The sequence below is a fragment of the Marinobacter sediminicola genome, from assembly GCF_031157525.1.
GTDB classification, from domain to species: Bacteria; Pseudomonadota; Gammaproteobacteria; order Pseudomonadales; family Oleiphilaceae; genus Marinobacter; species Marinobacter sediminicola.
In genome coordinates this window covers 56,326-78,983 of record NZ_JAVIXR010000011.1, presented here as the reverse complement: position 1 = coordinate 78,983, position 22,658 = coordinate 56,326, and the positions used below count along the sequence as shown (strand labels likewise).

The window sequence follows — 22,658 nt, the reverse complement described above, 5'->3', positions numbered from 1 at the left end:
AGAGAGTATCATTCAGTGCCGCACACGACCCTTTGCTATACAGGTACCTGAAGTGGCCCGAATCAAGCTTTCCTTCCCCGACGATGCGTTCTGTTTTGAAACTCTGTTGCAGGTTCGAACAACGGACATAAACGGTGCTAATCACCTGGGTAACGATGCGCTGGTTTCGATGCTCTCGGAAGCGCGAGCCCAGTTTTTGATCAGCTACGGTATTTCAGAAGGTAACAACAGCGGTCAGGGCATTATTGTGACGGACCTGGCGACCATGTATCAGTCGGAATCCTTTTTCCCGGAAATGCTGCGTTTTGAAGTGGGGGTGATGGATTTTAATAAATACGGTGGGGATTTCGTGTTCAGGGTAACCAAGGCCGAGACGGGGCAGGCTGTTGCTTTGGCAAAGTATGGATTTGTGTTTTTTGATTACCTCCAGAAGAAAGTAACCCCTGTGCCAGAAAGCTTCCGCTCACGCTTTGCCTGACGCACTTTCGCGAAGCTGCTTCATACCCGCGCGATAGAAGCTGTAAGCCATAATGCCGGCCAGCAGGTTGCCCACCAGGGCACCGCTCATCAAACCGTAAATGCCGTTGAGCTGGCTGCCCAGCCAAAGCAGGGGCAGGAAGCATAAAAACAGCCGCAGCATTGAAACCAGCAGCGCCCGCACGGCAAGGCCAAGGGCGTTGCAGATGGACACCATCAACATGCACACCCCCAGGCCGCTGTAACTGAGTGGCACCCGCACAAGATAAGCACCAAGAATCTCCTGCACCTGTTGGTCGCTGCTGAACAGTTCCGATACCAAGCCAGAGGCAATGAGCCAGAGCAGGCCAATGGCCAGTTGCCAGCCCACCACAAAGCGCACGGCAATTCGCACCAGTTTGCGAATTTGTTCAATATCCCCGGCACCCAGCAGTCGGCCGATCATGGGGGGCATGGACATGGTGAGTGCGAGTACCACCACAATGGAGAAGAATTCCAGGCGCGTGCCCAGGCCCCAGGCGGCAACCGCGGCCGAACCAAAACCCGCAACCATGGCCGTTGCCAGCATGGCTGAAACGGGCGGCATTAACTGGCTGACCATGGCGGGCGCCATGATGCTGTTGAGTTGTCTGAGGGCGCGCCCCAAGGCGAGTTCACGAAGATCAAATCTGGCCCAGCCGCGCTTCAGCAGTTTTGGATAGATGAACAGGCAGCCGATTCCGAAGGAGGTTACGGTGGCCCAGGCGGCACCGGGCAGTCCCCAGCCGAATACGAAGATATAGAGTGGGTCGAGAGCTATGTTGGCGAGGCTGGTAGCTACCATCATGTAGCCAGGCAGTTTGGTGTCGCCATGGGAGCGGCAAATGCTGTAGCCAAAGTATAAAAAGGCGCCGATCCAGGCGGAGAATAGCCAGGGCACCCAGTAAGTACGCACCATGGGGAGCAGAGTGTTGTCTGCGCCGAGGGCGGTCATGATCGGGGTTTGAAGAAGCCACAAGACAACACAAAGTACGAATACCAGTGCGCTGCCAACCGTTATCACCAACCCACCCAAACGAAACGCCCGGAGTTCGTCGCCCAGACCGAGTGTTCTGGAAATGATGGCGGTAGTAGCAATACCCAACCCTACCTGTAACCCGATGATGAGCTGGTGCATGGGCAGCGTGAAGCCCAGGGCCGCCAGCGGATCCCGGCCAAGCTGGCCGATGAAGGCACTGTCGGCAAGCTGGAAAGTCATCAGTGAGAGCGCGCCAAACAGCATGGGCCAGGTCATGGTGTAAAGCTGTCGGGGTAGGCTTGCGGTATGGATGGTGTTGCTCACAGGGTTGAGGGGTGCTTTGGTGTTTGGCATTGCCATCCATGGCAATGCACAGTCTGAATTAAAGCGCTTTTAGTGCCGCGTCGTAATCTGGCTCGTCGTGGATTTCGCTCACAAGCTGGCTGTGGATAACCTTGTTGTCTTCATCCAGAACGACCACCGCCCGCGCGCAGAGTCCGGCCAGTGGGCCGCCCTGTAGGGCTACGCCGTAATCCTGCTGGAAGCTGTAGTTCCGGAAGGTGGAGAGGGTTTCTACGTTTTTCAGGCCTTCAGCACCGCAAAAGCGTGAAGCAGCGAAGGGCAGGTCGGCTGAGACAACCAGAACCACGGTGTTGTCCAGGGAGCCTGCTTTTTCGTTGAATTTACGGGTAGATGTGGCGCACACGCCTGTGTCGATACTGGGGATGATGTTCAGGATTTTGCGTTTGCCTGCCCAGTTGTCGAGGGTTACTTCTTCGAGGCCGCTGCTGGTGAGTGTGAAGGCGGGTGCTGTGTCGCCGTTCTTTGGAAATTCACCGCTCAGTTCGATGGGGTTGCCGTCAAAAGTGACTGTGCTCATGGAGTGCTCCTTGGGTGATACAGAAGGTGATACGGAAATAGCGAAACAGTAATAGTCTGGAACAACTTACCCTGTTTAGTCCATTTTGGATGAGATTGCATCCCTTTGGTCCGTTTGAAGCTGACTACTGACTGGATGCCGTCTGGGGTTCGAAGCCGGGAGCGGGGTGGCGTTGAACCAGTAGCAGGTAGCTTGCCAGTGCGGCAATGGCACTGATGGCGATGGCGGTTGCCATAACCAGTGAGGTGCCATCGTGCAGAATGCCTACGAGCATGCCCGCAAAGGCCGCGATACCCATTTGTGCAAACCCGAACAGCGCGGAAGCCGAGCCTGCCATGCGGGGGAAGTTGGCCATGGCACCTGCCATGGTTTGCGGCATAACCATTCCGGTGCCCGCCATAAATACGGCCTGGGGCAGGATGACCGCCCACACGCTAAACACGCCGGTCAGCGCCAAAGCCACCATTAAACTACCACCGGCAACGGCAATAATCAGCCCGCGAACCAGAATCTGATCCGGTGCCAAGCGGCTGCCGAGGCGGATTGCGGTGATGTTGCCGGTGACATAGCCGACGACAATACCGGCGAAATACAGGCCGAATTGCTGGGGCGGCACTTTAAGAAAATCGATCAGTACGAATGAGGAGCCGGAAAGAAACGCGAACAGGCCAGAGAATAGCAGTGCGTTAGTCAGGGTATAGCCTAAGAAGCTGATGTCTGTGCCTATGGCACGATAATTCCGCAGCAGGCTGCAGAGCTTCAGGGGCTGGCGGTACTCTGGTCGCATGGGCTCGGGGATGCCGAAGGCCACGACCGCGGCCATGATCAGGGCATAGCCGCCTAATACGACGAAAATAGAGTGCCAGCCGAATCCGGCGACCATGATGCCGCCCAGTGTCGGTGCGACAGCTGGTGCGAGAGCCATGATGCTGGCCAGCAGTGCCATAATTTTTGCGGCTTCGCGGGGGGTGTAAATATCCCGAATGGCTGCACGCCCAAGAACGGGCCCGGCTGATCCGCCCAGCGCCTGTAAAAAGCGGCAAAGAATCAGGGTTTCGATGTTGCTGGCCAGCGCACAGCCAATGCTGGCGAGGGCGAACACTACAAAACCGCCAATCATGATGGGCTTGCGGCCGAATCGGTCAGCCAGTGGGCCACACACCAGTTGTGCTATGGCAAAGCCAACCATGTAGAGGCTCAGGGTTAGCTGTACCTGGCTGGTGCCTGTGCCAAAGTCGCTGCCGATTTGCGGCAATGCCGGCAAATACATGTCGGTGGCAAGCGGCCCGAGAGCTACGGCGGCGGCGAGCAGTATGGTTGTCCATATACTGGTGAGTGCTAGCATCTACTATCCATACTTTAAGGGGGGGCGATTGAGGGGCGAGGCTTCCAAAACACGCTGTGAATACGTCCGTGTACGCTTGGCTACGCCATCCATGGCTCCGCACAGTTTTGGAAGCCTCGCCCCTCAATCGCTGTCAACTTTGGAGGGGATTCTAGGGGGTGCCTTGCGAAAAAATAACAGGGGCGCTGCTCATAGAATATATGAGCAAAACAGATGGGTTACTCGTTGAGGCCATTCATGGTGGCGGCGACAGCGTTCACCTGGTTTCTCAACCAGCGGTGCGCCGGGTCGTTCTGGTTGCGGCGGTGCCAGACCATCAGCAGGGTAAATGGCTTGAAATTGAAGGGTAAAGGCACCCAGGAAAAATCCCGGAGTAAGTGTTTGCTCGTGCGCTCAGGTGCGGTAACCAGCATGTCTGTGCCCCGGAGGAATTCTGGTAGGCCGGAGAAGTTGGAGACGGTAATGACGTTACGGCGGGTTAGGCCGCGCGCAGATAACCCGGCTTCCAGGGCGGGTTTTTCGCCAGTGCCGAACACCAAAGCGATGTGGTCGGCTTTCAGGTAATCGGTAACCGTCTCTGGTGCTTCGCGCTGGCTTGGATCGTAAAAAACCACCATGCGGTCGCCCATCAGCCCTCTTTGCATAATGTCGGTGGCTTCCGGGGCGTGGGGGGAGACGATCAGGTCGCAGATGTTCTTGCGCAGTATGTCTGCGGTGGGAATGCCGGAGGCAATGACCTGCAGCGTAACGCCAGGTGCTTGTACGCGCAGGCGCCGCATCAGTTGCGGAAGAAGCAAATCCCGCTCGTAATCGTTGGCTGCAATGGTGAACGAGATTTCGGTGGTTTCTGGCGTGAAGGGTGGGCCGGAGGCCAGAGAATGCAGGTCATCCAGGATCTGGCGAATGTGGGAGCCGGCCTGCACTGCGTAGCGCGTGGGTGTGATGCCGCGCCCGGATTTGACGAACAGGGGGTCGCCGAGGGCTTTACGCAGGCGGTCGAGCGTGTGGCTTACGGCGGATTGGCTGACGCCAAGCTTGATGGCTGCGCGGGAAACACTGCCTTCGTCAAGGACAGCAACAAAGGTGTGGAGAGCGCGGATATCAAGGTTGAATGTATCAATAAGGTTCATGGGTAGCAGTGTAATCCACAACTGCCGATCCCGGAACCGGGCAGGCCATCAATCTGAACGCTGGGCCAGCCACTGTGCGATTTCCAGCCAGCTTTCCCGGGGCGCTTTGCTGCCGGCCAGAATGCCCATGTGCCCACCCGGGGCAATTCGGAATGTTTTGTCCGCAGAGCTGACATGATCCATCAGGGTCTTGGCCGCATCCGGCGTTACCATGGTGTCTTCGCTGCCTGCTACAGCAAAAAGGTTGGCGTTAATGTTGGCCAACTGGGCTTCATCGTCACCAATTTGCACTGTGCCTCGGGACAGTTGGTTGTCTATCCAGATGCGAACCACCGTGTCCTGAACAACACCGCCGGGGTAAGCAACCATGCGGTCAAGAAAGGCAGAGGTTGTGGCATGGCTGCTCACAAACTCCCGGTCGCCCAAGCGGATAAGTAGCTCCCAGTAACCCATGAAACTGCCAACTGGATTGGTCAGCTTGAAGCCAATGGTGTTGGCCCAGCCCGGGCTGTGAAACCAGTGTGGTCGGAGATCGTGAATCTGAAGCCCGGTGCGCCTGTAAATGGCTCCGGCAACGTCAGCCATGCGCTGGTTCAACAAACCCAGAATGCCAGACGCGTGGCTGTCGATGGGTGAGCCCAGAATAATGGCATTGCGGATGTGTTGGTCCTTGCTCAAGGCCGAATAAAACAGGGTAAACATGCCGCCCATGCTCCAACCGTGGAGCGATAATTCCTGCTGGCCACTGTGCTGGCGAACCCGTTCAAGAGAGGCGGGCAGGAGTTCAGCCACATAGGTATGCAGGTTGTAATGACTGTGTGCCCGCGTCGGTATGCCCCAGTCTATGAGATACACTTCAAAGCCTTTCGCCCGCAAAAATCTCACAAGGCTGCGTTGGGGGAAAAGGTCGTAGATCAGCATGTTTACGGCCAGCGGTGGAACAATCACCACCGGTGTTTTATGCCGGTTTGGCTCAACGGGAATGGCTATTCCATCCAGGTCGATGAAGTCTTCTTCCAGTGGCGCGTAATAGCGCAAGCTGACCAAACCATCGGTATGAAGAGTTTCAAAAGGCGTTTGCCCCGCTTGCACCAGACTGGCCGCACGGAATACACGGTCAAAGGCATTGCCGGCATAACGTGATGTTTGCCGTGCCAGCCCGGCAGCTTTTTTGGTTGCGGCGTTGATAATATTGGGCATCGGGAAGATCCGTGATAAAAGATGTGAGGCTAATGCCAAACCCTTGGCAGCGCCATGGCAATACTGTCACTTTTGGTTGGCAGAGAGGTCACAATCAGCCACTGCCCATAGCCGGTGCTGATTGGTATGATTGCTAACCACTGGCTAAACAATCACAACAGGAACCGTATGCTCAGTTTCCTACCTGCTCCCGTTATCGGCGTGCTCAACTCCATTTTGCTGGCAATCAACACACTGTTCTGGTGTGTGTTGCTCTATATCCCAGCCCTGCTGAAACTCATTATCCCACATAAGGGTTTCCGGGTTTTTTGTACCAAGATCATAATCTGGATTTCAGAGTCCTGGGTGGCCTGTAACACAGGCTGGATGAAGCTTACCCACAGCACGAAGTGGCACGTCACTGGTGCGGAAAACCTGCGGCGCGAAAGCTGGTACCTGGTACTCAGCAACCACCAAAGCTGGGTGGATATTTTTGCCATGCAGCGGGTGTTCAACCGCCGCGCACCCTTTTTGAAGTTCTTTTTGAAGCAACAGCTGATTTGGGTGCCGGTTATCGGGCTTGCCTGGTGGGGCTTGGATTTCCCGTTCATGAAGCGATACACCCGGGAATATCTGATCAAACATCCAGAGAAGCGTGGGGAAGATCTTAAGGCCACTCGCCGTGCCTGTGAGAAGTTTCGTTATACGCCAGTGAGCGTGATGAACTTTGTGGAAGGCACCCGGTTTACGCCGGCAAAGCACGCGAAGCAAAAATCACGCTACAAGCACCTGCTTACTCCAAAAGCGGGCGGTGCTGCCTTCGTGCTGGACACTATGGGCGATTCAATACAGACGCTGGTTGATGTCACCATTGCCTATCCCGGCGGTGCCCCGTCGTTCTGGGACTTTATTTGTGGCCGGGTGAAGGAAGTGAAAATGGAGATTCATACGGTGACGATTCCCGAACACCTGAAAGGTCGGGATTATGCGACCGATGCAGAACACCGGCGCAACGTGAAGAACTGGCTGGGCGAGCAGTGGCAGGCCAAGGATGCCCGCCTTGAGGAAATGCTCACCCGCTAGCACTTACGAGCGACGTCAGCTTTTGCTGTCGTCGCTCGCCTTCACGGTATCCTGCTCACTTTCCTTTGCATTGGCCTTTGTCACTTCAACCGCTTCTACCAATTTGAAGTTGATCTGCCGCCGCTCCTCTTCCACTCCGGAAAAAGTCACTTTCACAGCTTGATCCAGCTGGAATATGCGCCCGTTCTTGTTGTGAATCAGGCGCAGTGTTACCGGATCAAAGCTATATTTTCCGTTAAGATCCTTGCAGCTTACAAAGCCTTCCAGCCCGTTGGATTCCAGGCGCACAAAAAAGCCTGCAGGAATGGTTCGGCTGATCACGCCGTCCAGAGGGTCTTCGCCCAGCGTTTTGGCAAAATCGCTCTTGAGCCAGGTTTCCAGATTGTTGGCGGCTTGTCTTGCTTTGAACTGAGTGGTCTGGAGTGTCAGGAGTTCGTCGCTGCCCAAGGCTTTCATTGGGGTGCCCCAAAGCGCCGCTTTAATCATCCGGTGAACATACAGGTCAGAATACTTGCGCAGTGGAGAGGTAAACGTAGTGTAGGCGTTTAGCCCCATGCCCTGGTGGGGTGCTACAGTAAACGTCATCTCTGCCCGGGCCAACTGGCGCGAGAGGATGGATTTCACTGGCACTTCTGCCTCCAGAGTGGATGTTTCCTTCATCAGTGCTTTGAAGCCTTCCGGTGTGGTGGCATCTATATCCGCCAGGTGCGGCGCATAACCTTCAAGCAATGCTCGAACGTTGTCGGCGCGGTCATCCCTGAGCCCCGGATGCTGGATAAACAGGCCAGATGCCTGCTTGGACAGAAAATCCGCAGCGCAGCGGTTAGCCGCAACCATGCACTCTTCAACCAAGCGGTGCGCTTCATTCTGGACCGACGGTTCGATGCTTCGAATACGCCGGTTTTCATCCAGCCTTAGCCGGAATTCCGGGCGGTCGCCGCTTAGCAAAGCGTGCTCACTGCGCCATTTGCGTAATGCGGTGGCGGCCTGGTGGAGCTGGTCCAGGCTGTTGCACACAGAATCCGGCAGCGCCTTGATGTCTTCGTCTTCGCGGCCTTCAATCAGGTTGGAGACCAGATCGTAACTGAGTTTGCCCTTGGAGCTGATGACCGCCTGGTGAAAGCTGTAATCACCCAGACTGCCATCGTTATTGACCTGCAGATCACACACCAGGGCCAATCGCTTCACATCAGGCATCAACGAGCATAAACGAGTGCTGATGGTGTCTGGAAGCATGGGCAGGGGGTCGCCGGGGAAATAAATGGCGGTGGCGCGCTTGAAGGCTTCAAGCTCGGCGGCGCTCTTGTGGTCAATAACCGCAGCCGGGTCGGCAATGGCAATGGACAAGGCCCATCCAGTCACATTGGGCTCGGCCAGCAGAGCGTCGTCCATGTCTTGAGTGGCGGGACTATCGATGGTTACATAGGCCCGGTCTGTGCGGTCTTCCCGATCGTCGCAGAGGGCTTCGATGGTGGCCTCGTTCAGGTTTTCTGCCTGTTCAACAACCGGGGCTGGCCAGGTGTCTGAAAGATCGAAGGTTGCCAGAGTCAGGGCGCGTTCTATGCCCGGCTCGCCGGCTTTGCCAATGACTCGCAGAACCTTTGCCTGACCCTTGCCATCTTTGATTGGGTGCTTGTGCATGCAGCAGTACAGGTAATCATCAGGCTGCGCGTTCATGCGCTCTTTGGGCGGAATAAAAATCCAGCGGTTGATGCCCGGGGTTTCCGGAACCACAAAATGCCCTTTGCCCTTTACCAGATAACGCCCAACAAACGTGCTGAGCCGGCTTTCAATAAGCTCGTCCACAACACCCTGGGTCTTGCCCTTTTCCACTTCCTGTTCGGTAACACTAACCCGGTCACCCGGGAGCACTTTTTGCATTTCTTCCGGTGGCAGGAATACATCCCGCCCTTCATCCAGTGCGACGAATCCGAAGCGGCCGTTGGTGGCTTTAACAGTTCCGGGGAAAACAACTTTGCTTTCCTCAATGTCAGACTTTAGCTGGCGCAACTGGCTGAGAGCGTCGGCGTTGAGCATGGGTTAACCTGGCTTAAAAAATGAATGATGGGGCGGAGTATAACGGTTATGGCGATGCGAGTCAGACCCGTTACGCTGGGTTAATTTCAGTATTTTCCCGAGTATTGATGCAAATGCGGTTGCGTCCTTCTTTCTTGGCGCGGTACAGAGCCTGGTCTGCATTTCGCAGAATCTTGTTGATGTTGTCCCCGGGTTTGGAGAAATACCCGCCCGCGCTGATAGTGACGGGTGTGCCGGTCTTACGGCTCTCAACCTCGACACGTTCACGAATGCGTTTAGCAATGTGTTCCAGAGTTGGCGGATCGCAGGGAGAAAGCAGGATGACGAACTCGTCACCGCCCCAGCGCCCCGGGTGGTCGTAGGGGCGAAGGCTGGCTTTCAGCCACAGCGCCACGCGGCATAGGATTTCGTCACCCGCCTGATGGCCAAGCTGATCATTTATGGCTTTGAAGTGATCTATGTCGAGCCAGATCAAGCCAAAGCCGTTGCCCGAACGGGCCGAGCGTTGAATTTCATCATCCATGACTTCGTCTATTCCGCGGCGGTTTTTCAGGCCCGTAAGAGGGTCAATCCGGGCGAGTTGATTCAACTCGTCGGTACGCTGGGCAACCTTGTTCTCCAGTTCCCTCGTGGAGTCACGCAAGCTTTCGGTCATTTTTTCGAAGTGGTCCACGAGACGGCCAATCTCGTTATCCGGCTTGTCCAGGCGGGGCAGTATAAAACTGCCGCCGCGAACTTTTTCCACCGCCTTTTCGAGCCCCACGATGGGCTTTACGATGCGGGACTGGATAATGAGGTGGAAGACAATCAGCGTAATCAGAAGGCTGGCGATAAATACGGCCACCAGAGGCCACAGATAGCTTTTGGGTAATAGTGTATTCAGATCCAGCAGGGTGATTTCGAACCAGCCAATTGCAGGTAAAAAGGCCACTCCGGCAAGGTGTTGGCGACCCTCTACGGTGACAAATCCACTTTCGACGTGACCCGCCTTGCCCGAGTTCTTCTTGAGTAACTGCAGCATGCCAAGAATTTTCTGTTTGTCCTCGGGGGCTTCAAACAGCAGGTCGACGGTATTTTTCTGGCCTTCGGGTTTTATGACGCTGGCAAAATCAATGTAGTTACGATCCCGATACAGCTGTATGGCGCCGTTGTAGTCGACAAACAGGGTGGTGATGCCTTCCTGATTGATATCGACGATATCCTGCAGAAACGTGTCGAGATTCATACCTGTGCCAACCATGCCGACGATCTGCTTGTCAGTGTCGCGCATCAGTACGTCAATCCAGAGCTTGGTAACGCCCAGCTCGGTATCGGGATTAACGTTTAGATGGAAGTCTCTCCCTTCGTCTATCAGCTGGTAAAACCAGGCGTCATTGGGCTCTTCGGGGCTAAGGACATAGCGGAACTGCTTGCCGGCATACTCATTTTTTTCGTTATTGAAGTAGTAGTGGCCACTTTGTCTGAGTGCAACAAAATAGCTGTTGTCCCGGAAGTTACTACGAAAACTCTCCATTTCGTGGATGGCATTCGCTTTCAGGGCCTTGTTCTCCGGCTCCGCTGCCCAGTTTATCAGTGCGGTGGAGTTGGCCATCTGCCGGGCCAGGCCAATTTCGCGCTCCAGCGACTGCAACAGACGGGCGCTGTCATAGCGCACCTGTATTTCGGCCACCTGTCGCCCCCAGCGCTCAATGAGATCAGCGGAGAGTTCCCGGTAGGCTAACCAGGAAGCGCATGCAGCAATAATGATCAGGCCGGCAGCGATGCTGAGGAACCGGGTTTTAAGGCGCAAGCAATTCCGTCTCCGTTGAAGGGGGGATCGGAAATAATCATAGTGCACTGGCTGGCAAGATTGTAGGAAATATTACGAGGTTAGGCGTAAGGAAGTCACGGGAACTGGCAGCAGGCCCGTATCGGTGCCTGTACGACACCGATACGGTTTACCTGGCGCTTAGGGGGCGTTGCGTTGCTTCAGCGCCCGGCAGAAGGCTAGTTGTGCTCGGCAAACACTTTGGTCTGGCCCTTATCGTTAAACATCAGCACCTGATAGTGATCTTTGCGGTCGCCCATTTCCATACCCGGTGAACCGGCTGGCATGCCGGGAACGGCCAAGCCTCTGGCTTTCGGAGCGTCGGCGATCAGCTGGTGAACATCGGCGGCGGGCACGTGGCCTTCGATTACATAGTCACCCACAAAAGCCGTGTGGCAACTGGCCAGATTGCGGCTGATTCCGGCTTCGAATTTGATGCGGTTCATGTCGTGGGTATCTGTGGTTTCCACGTCAAAGCCATTGTTTTTCATGTGGTCAACCCAGGCGGTGCAGCAGCCGCAGGTGGGTGATTTGTAAACATGGATGCTCTGCGCGGCGCCGGCGGCTAATACAGGTGTGCTGAAGCCAAGTGTGGCGGTCAGGGCCATTCCGAGAATCTGCTTTTTCATGGTGTCTCTCTCTTTAATGTGGTGTTCAGTGATGGCTGTGATCTTCTGCGGGTGCGTCGGTACTGGATGACGAAAGCCAGAACCACCAAACGATGGCGGCTATCAGAACAAGCCCTCCGGCATTGACCAATATAGTTTCCATCAGTTCCGCTCCTCTTTCTGTTGCTGGCTCTGTTCTCGCGTTTGAGCTGGCGTGTGACTGGTTTTGAACAGGCGCAGCCGGTTGGCGTTGGTGACAACGGTTACCGACGACAGCGACATGGCAGCTCCCGCCAGAATCGGGCTCATTAAAATGCCCCAGACCGGGTACAGCAGTCCTGCCGCTACGGGAATGCCCAATACGTTATAAATAAAGGCACCGAAAAGGTTCTGGTGGATGTTGCTTACGGTGGCCCGGGAGACCTCAATGGCATCCGGAACCCCATGCAGTGAACCCCGCATGAGGGTAATGGCGGCGCTTTCAATGGCCACATCTGTGCCTGTGCCTATGGCGAAGCCCACATCGGAAGCGGCCAGTGCTGGCGCATCGTTGATGCCATCGCCCACCATGGCCACGGTATAGCCCTTGGCGCGCATTTCGTTCACCACATCAGCTTTGTCTTCCGGCAGAACTTCCGCGCGGTATTCATCAATGCCGGTTTTTGCGGAAATGGCCTTGGCAGTGGCATCGATATCGCCGGTAACCATCATGACTTTGATTCCTGCATCATGCATGCGCTGGATGGCAGCCTCCGAATCGGCCTTGATAGCATCGGCAACGCCCATCACGCCCACTAATTCGGTGCCCCTTGCGAGGAACAGCGGCGTGCCAGCCTGTTCGGTGATGGCTTTCTCGGCATCGGCCAGCCCGTCAAGCGCAATGCCCTCGGATTCCAGCCAACGACGGTTGCCCAGACGAATCGCATCACCCTCAAAGTCGCCGACGACGCCCTTGCCGTTCAGCGCTTCAAACCCGGTGACGTTCAGAGGCTGCGCGTTCTGTTCTTTTGCTTTATTCACAATAGCTTCTGCGAGTGGGTGCTCGGAATGCATCTCCAGGCCTGAGGCCAAGGCCAACAGTTGGGCTTCATCACCGTTCACCGCGTGTACGCTGGTCACAGCAGGGTGGCCTTCGGTAATGGTGCCGGTTTTATCAAGAATCACCAGGTCGATTTTCCCCGCAGTTTGAAGGGCATCGCCCTGGCGAATCAGGGCGCCGTATTCTGCTGCTTTACCAACGCCTACCATTACCGACATTGGCGTGGCCAAGCCAAGCGCACAGGGGCAGGCAATGATCAGAACGGTCGTAGCCGCGATGATCATGTGCACTACCGCGGGCTCAGGCCCGACGTTGTACCAAACCAGCGCTGCAGCCACGGCAATGAGCATCACACTGGGCACAAACACCGACGATATCTTGTCTGCCAGCCGCCCAATGGCGGGCTTCGAGCCCTGGGCCTTCTTCACCAGATGAATAATCTGGGCCAAAGCGGTTTCGCTACCCACATGGGTGGCTTCATAAACGATGGCGCCATGGGTGTTCAGCGTACCGGCGGATACCTCGTCACCCTCCGCTTTAGTCACCGGCATGGGCTCGCCGGTGAGCATGCTTTCGTCAATGCGGGTGCTGCCTTCACTAACACGGCCGTCCACCGGCAGGTTCTCACCGGGGCGAACACGAATATGGTCGCCCTTTTGCACATCCTCTACCGGGATATCTTGCTCCTGCCCATCCCGGATAACCCGCGCCGTCTTTGCTCGTAAATCCAGCAACCGGCGAACCGCCTCGGAGGTCTTGCCCTTGGCCCGCAACTCAAGCGCCTGGCCCAGATTGATCAAACCAATAATCATGGCGGAGGCTTCAAAATACACATGCCGCGCCATTTCCGGTAAAGCTTCGGGAATACTGACAACCGTGATGGAATACAGCCATGCGGTACCTGTGCCCAGCGCAATCAGCGTATCCATATTGGCATTATGGTGCCGAAACGCCTTCCAGGCCCCGGTAAAAAAGTGCCCGCCAGTACCAGCCATAACCAATAAAGTTAAAACACCCAGGCCAAACCAAACGCCCTGGTTTGCGTCGGTTATATTCATCGAGCCAAAGGTCATGCCATACACCATCATGGCAACACCCAGGCCCAGACTGACCGCCATTTTTATCAGCAGGGTTTTGTACTGCTTCTTGTCCTCTTCCTGCTTTTGATCGTCTGCAGCATCGGCATCTTCAATCACGCTGGCGCCGTAACCGGAGCTTTCCACCGCCTTGATCAGAGCCTGCGAGTCAGACACACCGGTTGCGGTAGCGGTATTGTCCGCCAGGTTCATATGGGCATGGGTAACGCCGGGCACCGACTTCAGCGCCTTCTCAATGGTATTCACACAGGAAGCACAGGTGGCGCCGGTTACCGCCAGCAGCACTTGATCGTCACCTTGCGCAGGCGCTGCCGGTTTTTCAGGCTTGCTCTCTGGCGCTTTGGCCTGCTTTCCGGCGTTTGGATCAGGCTCTGGGTCCTGCTTTTTTGCTTTGGACGCGCAACAGATGGCGGGTTTTTCAGCTGCGCCCACGAGCTCTGCCGGGAAACCCGCTTCCGACACAATACTGGCAGCTTCGGTGGAATCAATGCCTTCCGGCAAGGCGACCGTTTGATCTTCCAGATTAACCTCAACCAGGCTCGCATCACCGATCAACGGCTCCAGGGCATTGCGAATCTTCTTCACGCAGCCCTGACAGGTGGCGCCAGAAATGCTCAGAGTGGTCTTTAGCTCAGGTGCTTCACTCATAACGATCTACTCCTCAACATGCTTTGCGGGAGCGTTGTCATCCCAATGTTCAATCAAGCGGCAGATAGTTTGACCATCCGGTGTGCCGTCCGGCATATCCTGCCAGGCGCCCAGCGCTGTTTTCATCCGTTTGCGTAGCTGCTGCAACTCCTTAATCTCACGCTCAACATCTGCCAACCTCTGCTGAAACACATCCCGAACCATAGGGCAGGGCGAGTGATGGTCATCCGCTTGATCGAGAATCTGCCGAACCTCGACCAGCGAAAACCCCAGCTGCCGCGCCTTGCGGGCAAAACGCAGCCGCCGAAGGTCCTCGGCATCGTAATGCTGATAATTGTTATCCGGGTTCCGGGTGGGTTTAAGCAGCCCCTCGCGGGTGTAAAAACGAACCGTGTCCGGATTAACTCCCGCAGCGTTAGCAAGTTCTTTAACTTTCATAGGCAGCAGCCCCACCAAATGATTAAGAGCGTGGGTGTGGAAGGTGTGTCCGAAAATGCTCGGAGCCATGGATGGCGCAGAGCAAGCGTACAGGGACGTATTCACAGCGGTTTTCGGACACACCTTCCACACTCATGCGGCCTACTGAGATGCTTGATAGTAAAGCCGAGAGTGTTGGAAGCTTAAGGATAGCCTAAAACCTATGACCTACTCACAGGTCAATGGTTTTCAGGAAGAGGGGCTTTTCGCCCGAAGGAAGGTACCGCAGCTTTTGCACTGATCAGGCGCCATTAACTTGGCCTGCCAGCCAATCTTTACGCCACAAGCCGGGCAAGCCAGGCGCAACTGCAAAATAATAATGGGAGTAACCAAAGCCACAAGCAAAAGCCCCAAAGGCCCCCACTCATCACCACTGGAAAGCCCAAGCTGACTGCTGAACACCAGCACAATCACCAACGCCAAAAACGCGAAAATGAAATAATTCCGATTCCAGCGCTCCCAGCGCCGAAGTTTCGCATCCTGTTCCGGTGTCAGATACCCCGTGGTCATAAAACCCTACCTGGACAATTCAAATTTCAAGCCCCCGCTCAGTCGCCGCAAACTTGTCTAGCGTGCCACCGACTAAAGCCTGCTCCAGTTCAGCAGCTGGAACCGGGCGACTGATTAAATACCCCTGAGCCATATTACAACCCTGGCCCTTGAGAAGATCCAACTGTGCCTGGGTCTCCACGCCCTCGGCAACTACCCGTAACCCAAGGTTATGGGCAAGATTGATCACAGCCCGGGTGATTACAGCATCATCATGGCGTTCGGTCACCTCCGTAATGAACGAACGATCGATTTTCAGAAGATCAACCGGGAAATCCCTCAAATATGCCAAAGAAGAATAACCCACGCCGAAATCATCAATCGCCAGATGTACGCCAAGATCGTGCAGGCGGGACAGCTGATCCCTGTTGCGTTCAATATTCTGAATGAAAATTTCTTCCGTAAGTTCCACCTCAAGCCGCTCAGGTGGAATACCCTCTGCGTTCAAGGCATCACGTATATGATCTACCAGATGCTCGTTATCCAGCTCACGCCCGGACAGATTCACGGCAACCCTGATGTGCTCAAAGCGGGTGCCTTTCCAGGCCGCCAACTGCCGGCAAGCCGCCATCACGACCCAGTGGCCGATATCCGTAATTCGGCCACTCTCCTCCGCCAGAGGAATAAATTCACCCGGGGCCAGAAGGCCACGACGGGGATGCTGCCAGCGAATCAGTGCCTCAACGCTGGTGATCTCGCCGTTGTTCAGATTTAACTGTGGTTGGTAGTGCAGCACAAATTCATTATTGGCCAGAGCCTGACTGAGATCCTTTTCCAGCTCCAGACGCATCACCTCGCGCTCCTGCATACCCTCTGTGTAAAACTGATAGGTATTACGCCCCTGGTCCTTGGCTCGGTATAGAGCGATATCAGCATTGCGCAACAGAGTATCTGCATCCGTGCCACTCTGCGGGTACACGGCCACACCCAGGGTTGCGGTAATGCTGTGAACTTCGCCCTGAACGTCGAAAGGCGCTTCAAAACACTGCTTGATAAGCCCCAGCAGGTGAATAACGTCGTCAATGTCTTCCACATACTGTTGGCAGATCATGAATTCGTCACCACCAGAGTAGGCCGCAGAAACACGCTCATCACTGAGTTGGTTCAGACGCTTGGCAACCTGAGCCAATAGCTCATCGCCAAACTGGTGGCCCAGAGAGTCATTCAGCATCTGAAAACGGTCGAGATCCAGCATAACAAGCGCTACTTGTCGCATTTGGCGATCGGCAAGTGTTAGCGCATGAGCCAGATCTTCCATAAAGAAGCGGCGGTTCGCCAAGCCGGTGAGAACATCGGTAGACTCCAACCGCATCAGGTCCTGCTGTATGGTTTTGCGTTGTGCAATTTCCACATCCAGCTCCCTGCGTGTTGCCAGAAAATCCTGATTGCGTTTTAGCATTAGCTGCAGCAGAAGCGTAGCGATACTGGTCACCAACCCCATGAAAAGAAGCGCGACAAAGGTCCACCGGGGCCAGGGGCTGCGCTGTTTATCAATCCAGGCCTGAGACGGCTCCAGGGTTAGTTGCCAGTCTAGTGTTGGCAAGTTGATTGGTAGGGTATAAGACATGGAATTGTCAGCATTCTGATGCGAGTCCTGTGTGTAGACAGGGCCACCATTGCTGCTTAGCACGATGCGGAACGCAGCTTGTTCCCGTGTGGCCAACAATTCACGGGCCAGTATTTCCATTCTGAAAACCCCGGCGATAAATCCGTTGTTATCGGGACCTGTCCCTACGGGTGCGTAAATAACAATGCCTTTGCCGCCCTGGCGAAGTTCCAATACATCAGAAATGTCATAGTGGCCCGAAGTCCGGGCTGCCTCCAGAGCCTGTTGTCGTTGCTCATTAAAGGCTACGTTGAAGCCGAGAGCAGACTCATTTAATGAATATGGTTCCAGCCAGCGAATAACATAGTCTTGGTCTATCCATTCAATGACGGTATAGATGCGAAAGTCATCGAGGTAACTACGGGCATCCTGGCGCCATTTGCGTTCTGGCGTGTTTGGGTCTGCGGCCAAGCGCATGGCCATTCTCTGGATAGCGCTGGCATGGGCCTTGAACTCCCATTCGAGGTTGTGAGCCATGCTTTGGGCTTCATTCTCGAGGTTTGCCTGGATTTGCCCGGTGTACTGGTGGGTCAGGCCGTAACGAAGCCCTGAGGCAGTAATGAGAAAAACAAGGAAGATAACCACTGGAAAGGCAGGGTGTAATATGCGCTTTAAAAAAAGCCTGCCTTTTACAGGTGAATGTTCCAATAGCTACTCCGTTGATCAGAAAACCGGCCAGAAAGGTTAACGGCTGATGGTCGAAAATCATTAGCCGCTTTTGCACGGCTGCGACAGGCTCGGATTCAGGAGCTGACTGTCGGGATACCCAGCCGTGGGATTTCCTGCTTTGGGCACTTGTCCATCACAAATGTCAGCCCTGCGGCTTCGGCTCTGGCGGCACCTGCCTCGTTAATCACCCCAATCTGCAGCCAGATTACCGGGATCTTCAATGCAATAGCCTGGTCAATTACCGCATCTGTGCGCTCCGGAGCCAGGAACAGCTCCACCATATCCACCGGCTCAGGCAGTGACGCTATATCAGCGTAAACCGTCTCGCCCAGTACTTTCTGGCCGGCAAGGCGTGGGTTAACCGGAATCATCCGGTAGCCCTGTTGTTGCATGAACGCCATGACTTCGTGGGAAGGCCGATGTGTTTTCTCACTGGCGCCAACGAGGGCTATAGTGCGGACCCTTTCAAGGATCGCGCGCATCTGATCAGGCTGATTGTTTGGCATGGTAACAAGCCCCTGTGTGGCATTAACGGAAAGGAATCAACGGTGCGCTTCAAGGCAGACAGACACAGATTCGGTATAGCGTAGCGCGTGGGGCTTATCGATTTCTACCTGCGCCCACTGTACGGCAGAGTGCTCCATAACGATGTTGAGCACTTCGTGAGTCAGACGCTCCAACAAAGCGAAGCGATTGCCATTCACGTGGCCGATAATCTGCTTGGTGATGGTGCGGTAATTGAGTGCCGCTGCAATTTCGTTGCGACTGATTGCTTCCGTCGCATCGTAGGTCAGGCATACATTGATGATCACATCCTGCTGGTTGTTGATTTCCTCTTCCTTGATGCCGATATAGGCTCGCAGCAGTAGGTTCTTGATCTGTATTCTTGCCTGGTGGTTGCAGGAAACCTCTGTCATACCGCCTCCATCCGACCTTTGTGATCAGCGATTGCCACTGATCAGATTAAAAAATTCTGTGCGTGTTGCCTGGGATTTGCGGAACTGGCCCAGCATCATGGATGTTTTCATCTTCGAGTTCTGTTTTTCCACGCCACGCATCATCATGCACATGTGCTGCGCTTCGATAACCACAGCAACGCCTTTGGCATTGGTTACACTTTCTACCGCTTCTGCAATTTGCCGGGTCAGGTTTTCCTGGATTTGCAGGCGACGCGCATACATATCCACAATGCGTGCAAACTTGGACAGTCCCAGAACACGACCCTGTGGCAGATAGGCGATGTGACACTTGCCAATAAAGGGCAGCACATGATGTTCACACATGCTGTAGAGTTCGATGTCCTGGATCACGACCATCTCATCCATTGCAGATTCGAAAACAGCGTTGTTGACGAGATCGCCGAGGTCCTGCTCGTAGCCGCGAGTAAGGAATTGCATGGCTTTGGCCGCACGCATGGGGGTGTCCTGCAGACCTTCACGGTTGGTGTCTTCACCCAGCCCGTTGATGATGGCGCGGTAGTGGCCCGCGAGGTCGTCAAGGAGTTTGGTCATAGTCTTTTCCGGTTCTCTTGAAAATGCTGAGGTAGATACAAGGGACAAAGCTTAAGTGAATTTGCCCTGTATCTCTACGATTTACGACGCCGGGCACGGAAAAGACCAAACGCTGATAGTAGTTTACGGGCGGCAGTGGTGTGGTTCTGGCCGAAGGGTCGGGTTTATTCTAAAGTCGCAGGCTGTGAAGAATACATCGGGGACATCGCATGGATCAGCATACATCGGGTACATGGAAGGGAATGCCCGTTGGTAGTGAGGTGGCTGCGCAAGAGGCGTGGCAACAGAGCGGCAAGTGGTTTACCTATGAAGGTCATGCGATATTCAGCCGCATGGCGGGGCAGGGGGAGCCGTTGTTACTGATTCACGGATTTCCTACCGCAAGCTGGGACTGGCATCGCCTATGGCCCATGCTGATTCAGGGTAATCATTTGCTTGCACCGGACCTGCTGGGATTCGGCTTCTCCGACAAACCCCGACATTATTCCTATAGCATCGAAGATCAATCAGACCTCATCCAGGGCATGCTGGAGGGCCTTGGTCTCACATCGGTTCATCTTCTGGCCCATGATTATGGCTGCAGTGTTGCTCAGGAGCTTCTGGCCCGAGAGCAGGAAGGCGCGCTACCTTTCGAGATTCCCAGCGTGTGTTTCCTGAACGGCGCATTATTCCCCGAAGTGCACAGCCCGTTGTTGATTCAGAACTTGTTGCGTAGCCCTCTGGGAGGGTTGATCAGTCGGGCACTGACCCGACGTAGTTTTGAGCGCAGCTTCATGAAGTTGTTTGGCAGTAAATGCCTCCCGGATCAGCAGGATCTGGATGATTTCTGGCATCTGATCACCTACAACAACGGCCGCGGGATTCTGCACCAGTTGATCCATTTCATGGAAGAACGCCGGTGCCATCGGCATCGCTGGGTCTCTGCCCTGCAAAACGCCAGACAACCCATGCGTCTTATCTCAGGTGTTGCGGATCCTGTATCGGGCGCGGCCACGGCGCAGCGTTATCAGGAGATGATTCCGGAGGCCGATGTGGTGCAGCTCAAGAATGTGGGACATTACCCCCACTTCGAGAGCCCGTGGGAAGTATTTGGCGCTTACAGAGAGTTTCGCAAGCGACGGTGACCGGGTTGAAAATAGCCGCTAGCCGGAAACGGGTGTTGGAGGGGCGTCCGTATTCTGGTCGCCAGCTGCCAGGCTGGTTGCACTCACGACCTGGTTGCGCCCTCTTGATTTGGCATCGTAGAGCGCCTGGTCGGCACGGTTCAGCCAGACAGACCAGGTTTCACCCTTGCTGACCTCGGCAATGCTGGCGCTTGCTGTTACCTTGATATCTTCAAGAAACGGCCGAGCGCTGATGCTCGTGAGCAATTGATGGGCAAGAAGATTGCCCTCATGCTGATTGGTTTCGGGCAGAACGATCATGAACTCTTCACCACCGATCCGGAAAATCTGGTCGCTTTCCCTGAGGCGCTTACGCAGTCGCAACGCCATTTCTTTTAGCACTCTGTCCCCCGCCAAGTGGCCCCACTGATCGTTGATCAGTTTGAAGTAATCCAGATCCAGAAGAACCATGCTGGATACTCGCCCGTAGCGCTCACGCATCTGGATTTGGCCGTTCAGGATGTCAGCCAGCTGTGATCGGTTGAGGCAGCCGGTAAGGGGGTCGGTGGTTGCCAGCCGGGTGAGTTCCATTTGTAGCTTGCCCACCAGCCAGGCGAAAATCATGGAGAACAGACAGGTAAGCCCCAGCGAGAAGGTAATGCGCCAGAAATCTGCTTCGGGAAACTTCATGAAAGAAACCACTGCCATGACGGTCACAAAAATGGTGTTGCTGGCAATGGCTTCCCGGATTGGAAGCAGGAAAAACAGCGCTGAAGCAGCAGGGTATGCCCAGTACAACCCTGCATGCCCGTTAATGGCCGTTGAATAGGCCGCGCACACCACTGCAAGCAAAGGAAACAACCGGCCTTTCAGGAAATAGGTGGAACGAAACCGCAACAGGGCCATGACAGCAAGAGCATTGATACAGAATAGAATCAGCATTCCGGAGAGCAGAAAGTGGTGATGCTGCCACTGCACGACAACAAGCGGCGCGACTGCAATGAAAGCCCAAAAATGCAGGTGATAGACCAGTTGCCGCTTGAAACCAAGCACCGCGAGGGTCGGGTTGGTTGAGGTGGAATCCGTCGAGATAAACGCGCTCACAGCAAGCTCCGGCTGTTTTTGTGATATCGCCCAGCTGCTGAAAACGGGCGTGTGTTCAAGTCTAGCATGGGTGTTCTCCAGTGGAGCTGAAGTATCTGAGTATCGATAGTATTAGTTTTGTTATGTTGGCCCATAGTGACCACTTCGTTAAAATCCACGCCTCGTCTGAACCTATTATTATTCATACTGAACGCTGACAGGAACGCCGCCATGATCGCCATCCATACCCGTGCCCCGGCACTGACTATCCGGGCAGGCCGTCGAACCCTGCAGCGGTTGCAGGAAAAACCCCTGACGCCGGATGATGTGCACGTTATTCCCGGTGCTGCCGGCGGCCCCAAAGCCCTTGGGCTCAGCGGTCTGGATAAAGCCATTTTTGGGGACTGGCTGCTCCGGGTTGAACAAGAGCGCTCCCTGATTGGCTCCTCCATCGGCAGCTGGCGGTTTGCTGCAATTGCTTCCTCGGACAACCCACGGGCACAGCTTACCCGGCTGGCGGAGCTATACACTGCCCAGCGCTTCGAAAAAGGGGTCAGTGCGGCTGAGGTTACGCGCCAAAGTGTTAAATTCCTCGAAGAACTGATTGGCGGACGTGAGGACTATATTCTTGAACACCCTTGGTATCGCCTGAATGTGATGGTGGTTCGCAGCTTGGGCATGCTCGAACCAGACACCAAAGCGCGCCTGAGCCTCGGGTTGATGAGCGCCATAAGTGCTAATGCCGTTGGCCGACGACACCTTGGGCGTTTCATGGAGCGGGGTATTCTTCACGATGCCAGATTGAAGGCGCCATTGTCGCCGTTGGCGGATTTTTCAAGCCATGAAGTGCCTTTGAGCCGCGACAACTTGCACTCTGCATTGTTAGCCTCTGCATCCATACCTATGGTGATGTCCGGTGTCCGGAATATTCCCGGCGCCCCGGAGGGTATCTACAGAGATGGTGGGCTTTTGGATTACCACCTCGATCTGCCCTATGAACAGCCGGGTGTGGTTTTGTATCCGCACTTCACCGATCGAATTGTGCCTGGCTGGTTTGACAAGACCCTGCCATGGCGTCGCGGCGACGGAACTCGTCTGCAGGATGTGCTCCTGGTGGCGCCCTCGAAGGATTATCTGGAGCACTTACCGGATCGCAAGCTGCCAGACCGTAAGGATTTCGAAACCTATCTGGGCAATGACAAAGGCCGTGAGCGCTCATGGCAGAAAGCAGTTGCCGAAAGCGAGCGCCTGGGAGACGAGTTTCTTGAGCTACTTGAAACCGGCCGTTTGATGGACGTTATCCAGCCTTTGTGATGCATGGCGACCTGCTTGC

20 protein-coding genes are annotated in these 22,658 nt (G+C 55.1%); 4 read left to right on the top strand and 16 right to left on the bottom strand.

Annotated elements, in window-relative coordinates; genetic code table 11:
- Positions 1-52 precede the first annotated feature (52 nt).
- Positions 53-478 (top strand): thioesterase family protein, encoded by a 426-nt coding sequence (locus RG807_RS14415; RefSeq protein WP_309045556.1) that lies wholly within the window; start codon positions 53-55, stop codon positions 476-478.
- Here the strand turns inward: RG807_RS14415 and RG807_RS14410 are convergent.
- The 5 genes from RG807_RS14410 to RG807_RS14390 form a co-directional block, all read right to left on the bottom strand.
- Positions 464-1,828, bottom strand: coding sequence for an MATE family efflux transporter (locus tag RG807_RS14410; RefSeq protein ID WP_309045509.1), 1,365 nt, complete (start codon positions 1,826-1,828; stop codon positions 464-466). The two genes, RG807_RS14415 and RG807_RS14410, sit on opposite strands and share 15 nt — an antisense overlap.
- A gap of 28 nt (positions 1,829-1,856) precedes the next feature.
- A complete protein-coding gene (tpx, locus tag RG807_RS14405; protein ID WP_309045508.1) occupies positions 1,857-2,354 on the bottom strand; it encodes a thiol peroxidase in 498 nt (165 codons plus the stop codon).
- Between the two features lie 124 nt (positions 2,355-2,478).
- Positions 2,479-3,699: a Bcr/CflA family multidrug efflux MFS transporter gene (locus tag RG807_RS14400; RefSeq protein WP_309045507.1), complete on the bottom strand. Its 1,221-nt coding sequence runs from the start codon at positions 3,697-3,699 to the stop codon at positions 2,479-2,481.
- A 218-nt stretch (positions 3,700-3,917) separates the two neighbouring features.
- On the bottom strand, positions 3,918-4,829 hold the full coding sequence (locus tag RG807_RS14395) for a LysR family transcriptional regulator (RefSeq protein ID WP_309045506.1): 912 nt from the start codon (positions 4,827-4,829) through the stop codon (positions 3,918-3,920).
- Between the two features lie 48 nt (positions 4,830-4,877).
- Positions 4,878-6,029, bottom strand: a complete 1,152-nt coding sequence (locus RG807_RS14390) for an alpha/beta fold hydrolase (protein WP_309045505.1) — start codon at positions 6,027-6,029, stop codon at positions 4,878-4,880.
- Between the two features lie 168 nt (positions 6,030-6,197).
- Between RG807_RS14390 and yihG the strand changes: the two genes are divergently transcribed.
- Positions 6,198-7,091: a 1-acylglycerol-3-phosphate O-acyltransferase, YihG family gene (yihG, locus tag RG807_RS14385; RefSeq protein WP_309045504.1), complete on the top strand. Its 894-nt coding sequence runs from the start codon at positions 6,198-6,200 to the stop codon at positions 7,089-7,091.
- A gap of 15 nt (positions 7,092-7,106) precedes the next feature.
- Here the strand turns inward: yihG and RG807_RS14380 are convergent, their stop codons facing one another.
- The 10 genes from RG807_RS14380 to folE all read right to left on the bottom strand — a co-directional run bounded on the left by RG807_RS14380 (position 7,107) and on the right by folE (position 19,139).
- A complete protein-coding gene (locus tag RG807_RS14380) occupies positions 7,107-9,128 on the bottom strand; it encodes a ribonuclease R family protein (protein ID WP_309045503.1) in 2,022 nt (673 codons plus the stop codon).
- 70 nt (positions 9,129-9,198) lie between these two features.
- Positions 9,199-10,917, bottom strand: coding sequence for a diguanylate cyclase domain-containing protein (locus tag RG807_RS14375; protein WP_309045502.1), 1,719 nt, complete (start codon positions 10,915-10,917; stop codon positions 9,199-9,201).
- Positions 10,918-11,114: 197 nt separating this feature from the next.
- On the bottom strand, positions 11,115-11,564 hold the full coding sequence (locus RG807_RS14370) for a DUF411 domain-containing protein (RefSeq protein WP_309045501.1): 450 nt from the start codon (positions 11,562-11,564) through the stop codon (positions 11,115-11,117).
- Between the two features lie 141 nt (positions 11,565-11,705).
- Entirely contained in the window at positions 11,706-14,327 is a 2,622-nt protein-coding gene (locus tag RG807_RS14365; RefSeq protein ID WP_309045500.1) for a heavy metal translocating P-type ATPase, read from the bottom strand.
- A 6-nt stretch (positions 14,328-14,333) separates the two neighbouring features.
- Positions 14,334-14,765, bottom strand: a complete 432-nt coding sequence (locus tag RG807_RS14360; protein ID WP_309045499.1) for a MerR family transcriptional regulator — start codon at positions 14,763-14,765, stop codon at positions 14,334-14,336.
- 228 nt (positions 14,766-14,993) lie between these two features.
- Positions 14,994-15,314, bottom strand: coding sequence for a hypothetical protein (locus RG807_RS14355; RefSeq protein ID WP_309045498.1), 321 nt, complete (start codon positions 15,312-15,314; stop codon positions 14,994-14,996).
- Positions 15,315-15,333: 19 nt separating this feature from the next.
- Complete coding sequence (locus RG807_RS14350) at positions 15,334-17,607, bottom strand: putative bifunctional diguanylate cyclase/phosphodiesterase (protein ID WP_309045497.1); 2,274 nt, start codon at positions 17,605-17,607, stop codon at positions 15,334-15,336.
- 95 nt (positions 17,608-17,702) lie between these two features.
- Positions 17,703-18,134, bottom strand: a complete 432-nt coding sequence (locus RG807_RS14345; protein ID WP_309045496.1) for a CoA-binding protein — start codon at positions 18,132-18,134, stop codon at positions 17,703-17,705.
- Between the two features lie 36 nt (positions 18,135-18,170).
- Entirely contained in the window at positions 18,171-18,545 is a 375-nt protein-coding gene (gene folX / locus RG807_RS14340; RefSeq protein ID WP_200369875.1) for a dihydroneopterin triphosphate 2'-epimerase, read from the bottom strand.
- Positions 18,546-18,569: 24 nt separating this feature from the next.
- Entirely contained in the window at positions 18,570-19,139 is a 570-nt protein-coding gene (gene folE, locus RG807_RS14335; protein ID WP_309045495.1) for a GTP cyclohydrolase I FolE, read from the bottom strand.
- A 242-nt stretch (positions 19,140-19,381) separates the two neighbouring features.
- Between folE and RG807_RS14330 the strand changes: the two genes are divergently transcribed.
- A complete protein-coding gene (locus RG807_RS14330; RefSeq protein WP_309045555.1) occupies positions 19,382-20,263 on the top strand; it encodes an alpha/beta fold hydrolase in 882 nt (293 codons plus the stop codon).
- Between the two features lie 18 nt (positions 20,264-20,281).
- Here the strand turns inward: RG807_RS14330 and RG807_RS14325 are convergent, their stop codons facing one another.
- Positions 20,282-21,346: a GGDEF domain-containing protein gene (locus RG807_RS14325; RefSeq protein WP_309045494.1), complete on the bottom strand. Its 1,065-nt coding sequence runs from the start codon at positions 21,344-21,346 to the stop codon at positions 20,282-20,284.
- A 210-nt stretch (positions 21,347-21,556) separates the two neighbouring features.
- On the opposite strand from RG807_RS14325, the gene RG807_RS14320 reads away from it, so the two are divergent.
- Positions 21,557-22,639, top strand: coding sequence for a patatin-like phospholipase family protein (locus RG807_RS14320; protein WP_309045493.1), 1,083 nt, complete (start codon positions 21,557-21,559; stop codon positions 22,637-22,639).
- The last annotated feature ends 19 nt before the right edge of the window (positions 22,640-22,658 follow it).

What these genes read in the sequence shown, in the direction of transcription:
- RG807_RS14400 (WP_309045507.1), bottom strand. Translation starts at nt 3,699, where the DNA reads ATGCTAGCACTCACCAGTATATGGACAACCATACTGCTCGCCGCCGCC.
- tpx (WP_309045508.1), bottom strand. Translation starts at nt 2,354, where the DNA reads ATGAGCACAGTCACTTTTGACGGCAACCCCATCGAACTGAGCGGTGAA.
- RG807_RS14330 (WP_309045555.1), top strand. Translation starts at nt 19,382, where the DNA reads ATGCCCGTTGGTAGTGAGGTGGCTGCGCAAGAGGCGTGGCAACAGAGC.
- RG807_RS14360 (WP_309045499.1), bottom strand. Translation starts at nt 14,765, where the DNA reads ATGAAAGTTAAAGAACTTGCTAACGCTGCGGGAGTTAATCCGGACACG.
- folE (WP_309045495.1), bottom strand. Translation starts at nt 19,139, where the DNA reads ATGACCAAACTCCTTGACGACCTCGCGGGCCACTACCGCGCCATCATC.
- RG807_RS14390 (WP_309045505.1), bottom strand. Translation starts at nt 6,029, where the DNA reads ATGCCCAATATTATCAACGCCGCAACCAAAAAAGCTGCCGGGCTGGCA.
- RG807_RS14320 (WP_309045493.1), top strand. Translation starts at nt 21,557, where the DNA reads ATGATCGCCATCCATACCCGTGCCCCGGCACTGACTATCCGGGCAGGC.
- RG807_RS14410 (WP_309045509.1), bottom strand. Translation starts at nt 1,828, where the DNA reads ATGCCAAACACCAAAGCACCCCTCAACCCTGTGAGCAACACCATCCAT.
- yihG (WP_309045504.1), top strand. Translation starts at nt 6,198, where the DNA reads ATGCTCAGTTTCCTACCTGCTCCCGTTATCGGCGTGCTCAACTCCATT.
- RG807_RS14370 (WP_309045501.1), bottom strand. Translation starts at nt 11,564, where the DNA reads ATGAAAAAGCAGATTCTCGGAATGGCCCTGACCGCCACACTTGGCTTC.
- RG807_RS14365 (WP_309045500.1), bottom strand. Translation starts at nt 14,327, where the DNA reads ATGAGTGAAGCACCTGAGCTAAAGACCACTCTGAGCATTTCTGGCGCC.
- RG807_RS14380 (WP_309045503.1), bottom strand. Translation starts at nt 9,128, where the DNA reads ATGCTCAACGCCGACGCTCTCAGCCAGTTGCGCCAGCTAAAGTCTGAC.
- folX (WP_200369875.1), bottom strand. Translation starts at nt 18,545, where the DNA reads ATGACAGAGGTTTCCTGCAACCACCAGGCAAGAATACAGATCAAGAAC.
- RG807_RS14395 (WP_309045506.1), bottom strand. Translation starts at nt 4,829, where the DNA reads ATGAACCTTATTGATACATTCAACCTTGATATCCGCGCTCTCCACACC.
- RG807_RS14355 (WP_309045498.1), bottom strand. Translation starts at nt 15,314, where the DNA reads ATGACCACGGGGTATCTGACACCGGAACAGGATGCGAAACTTCGGCGC.
- RG807_RS14345 (WP_309045496.1), bottom strand. Translation starts at nt 18,134, where the DNA reads ATGCCAAACAATCAGCCTGATCAGATGCGCGCGATCCTTGAAAGGGTC.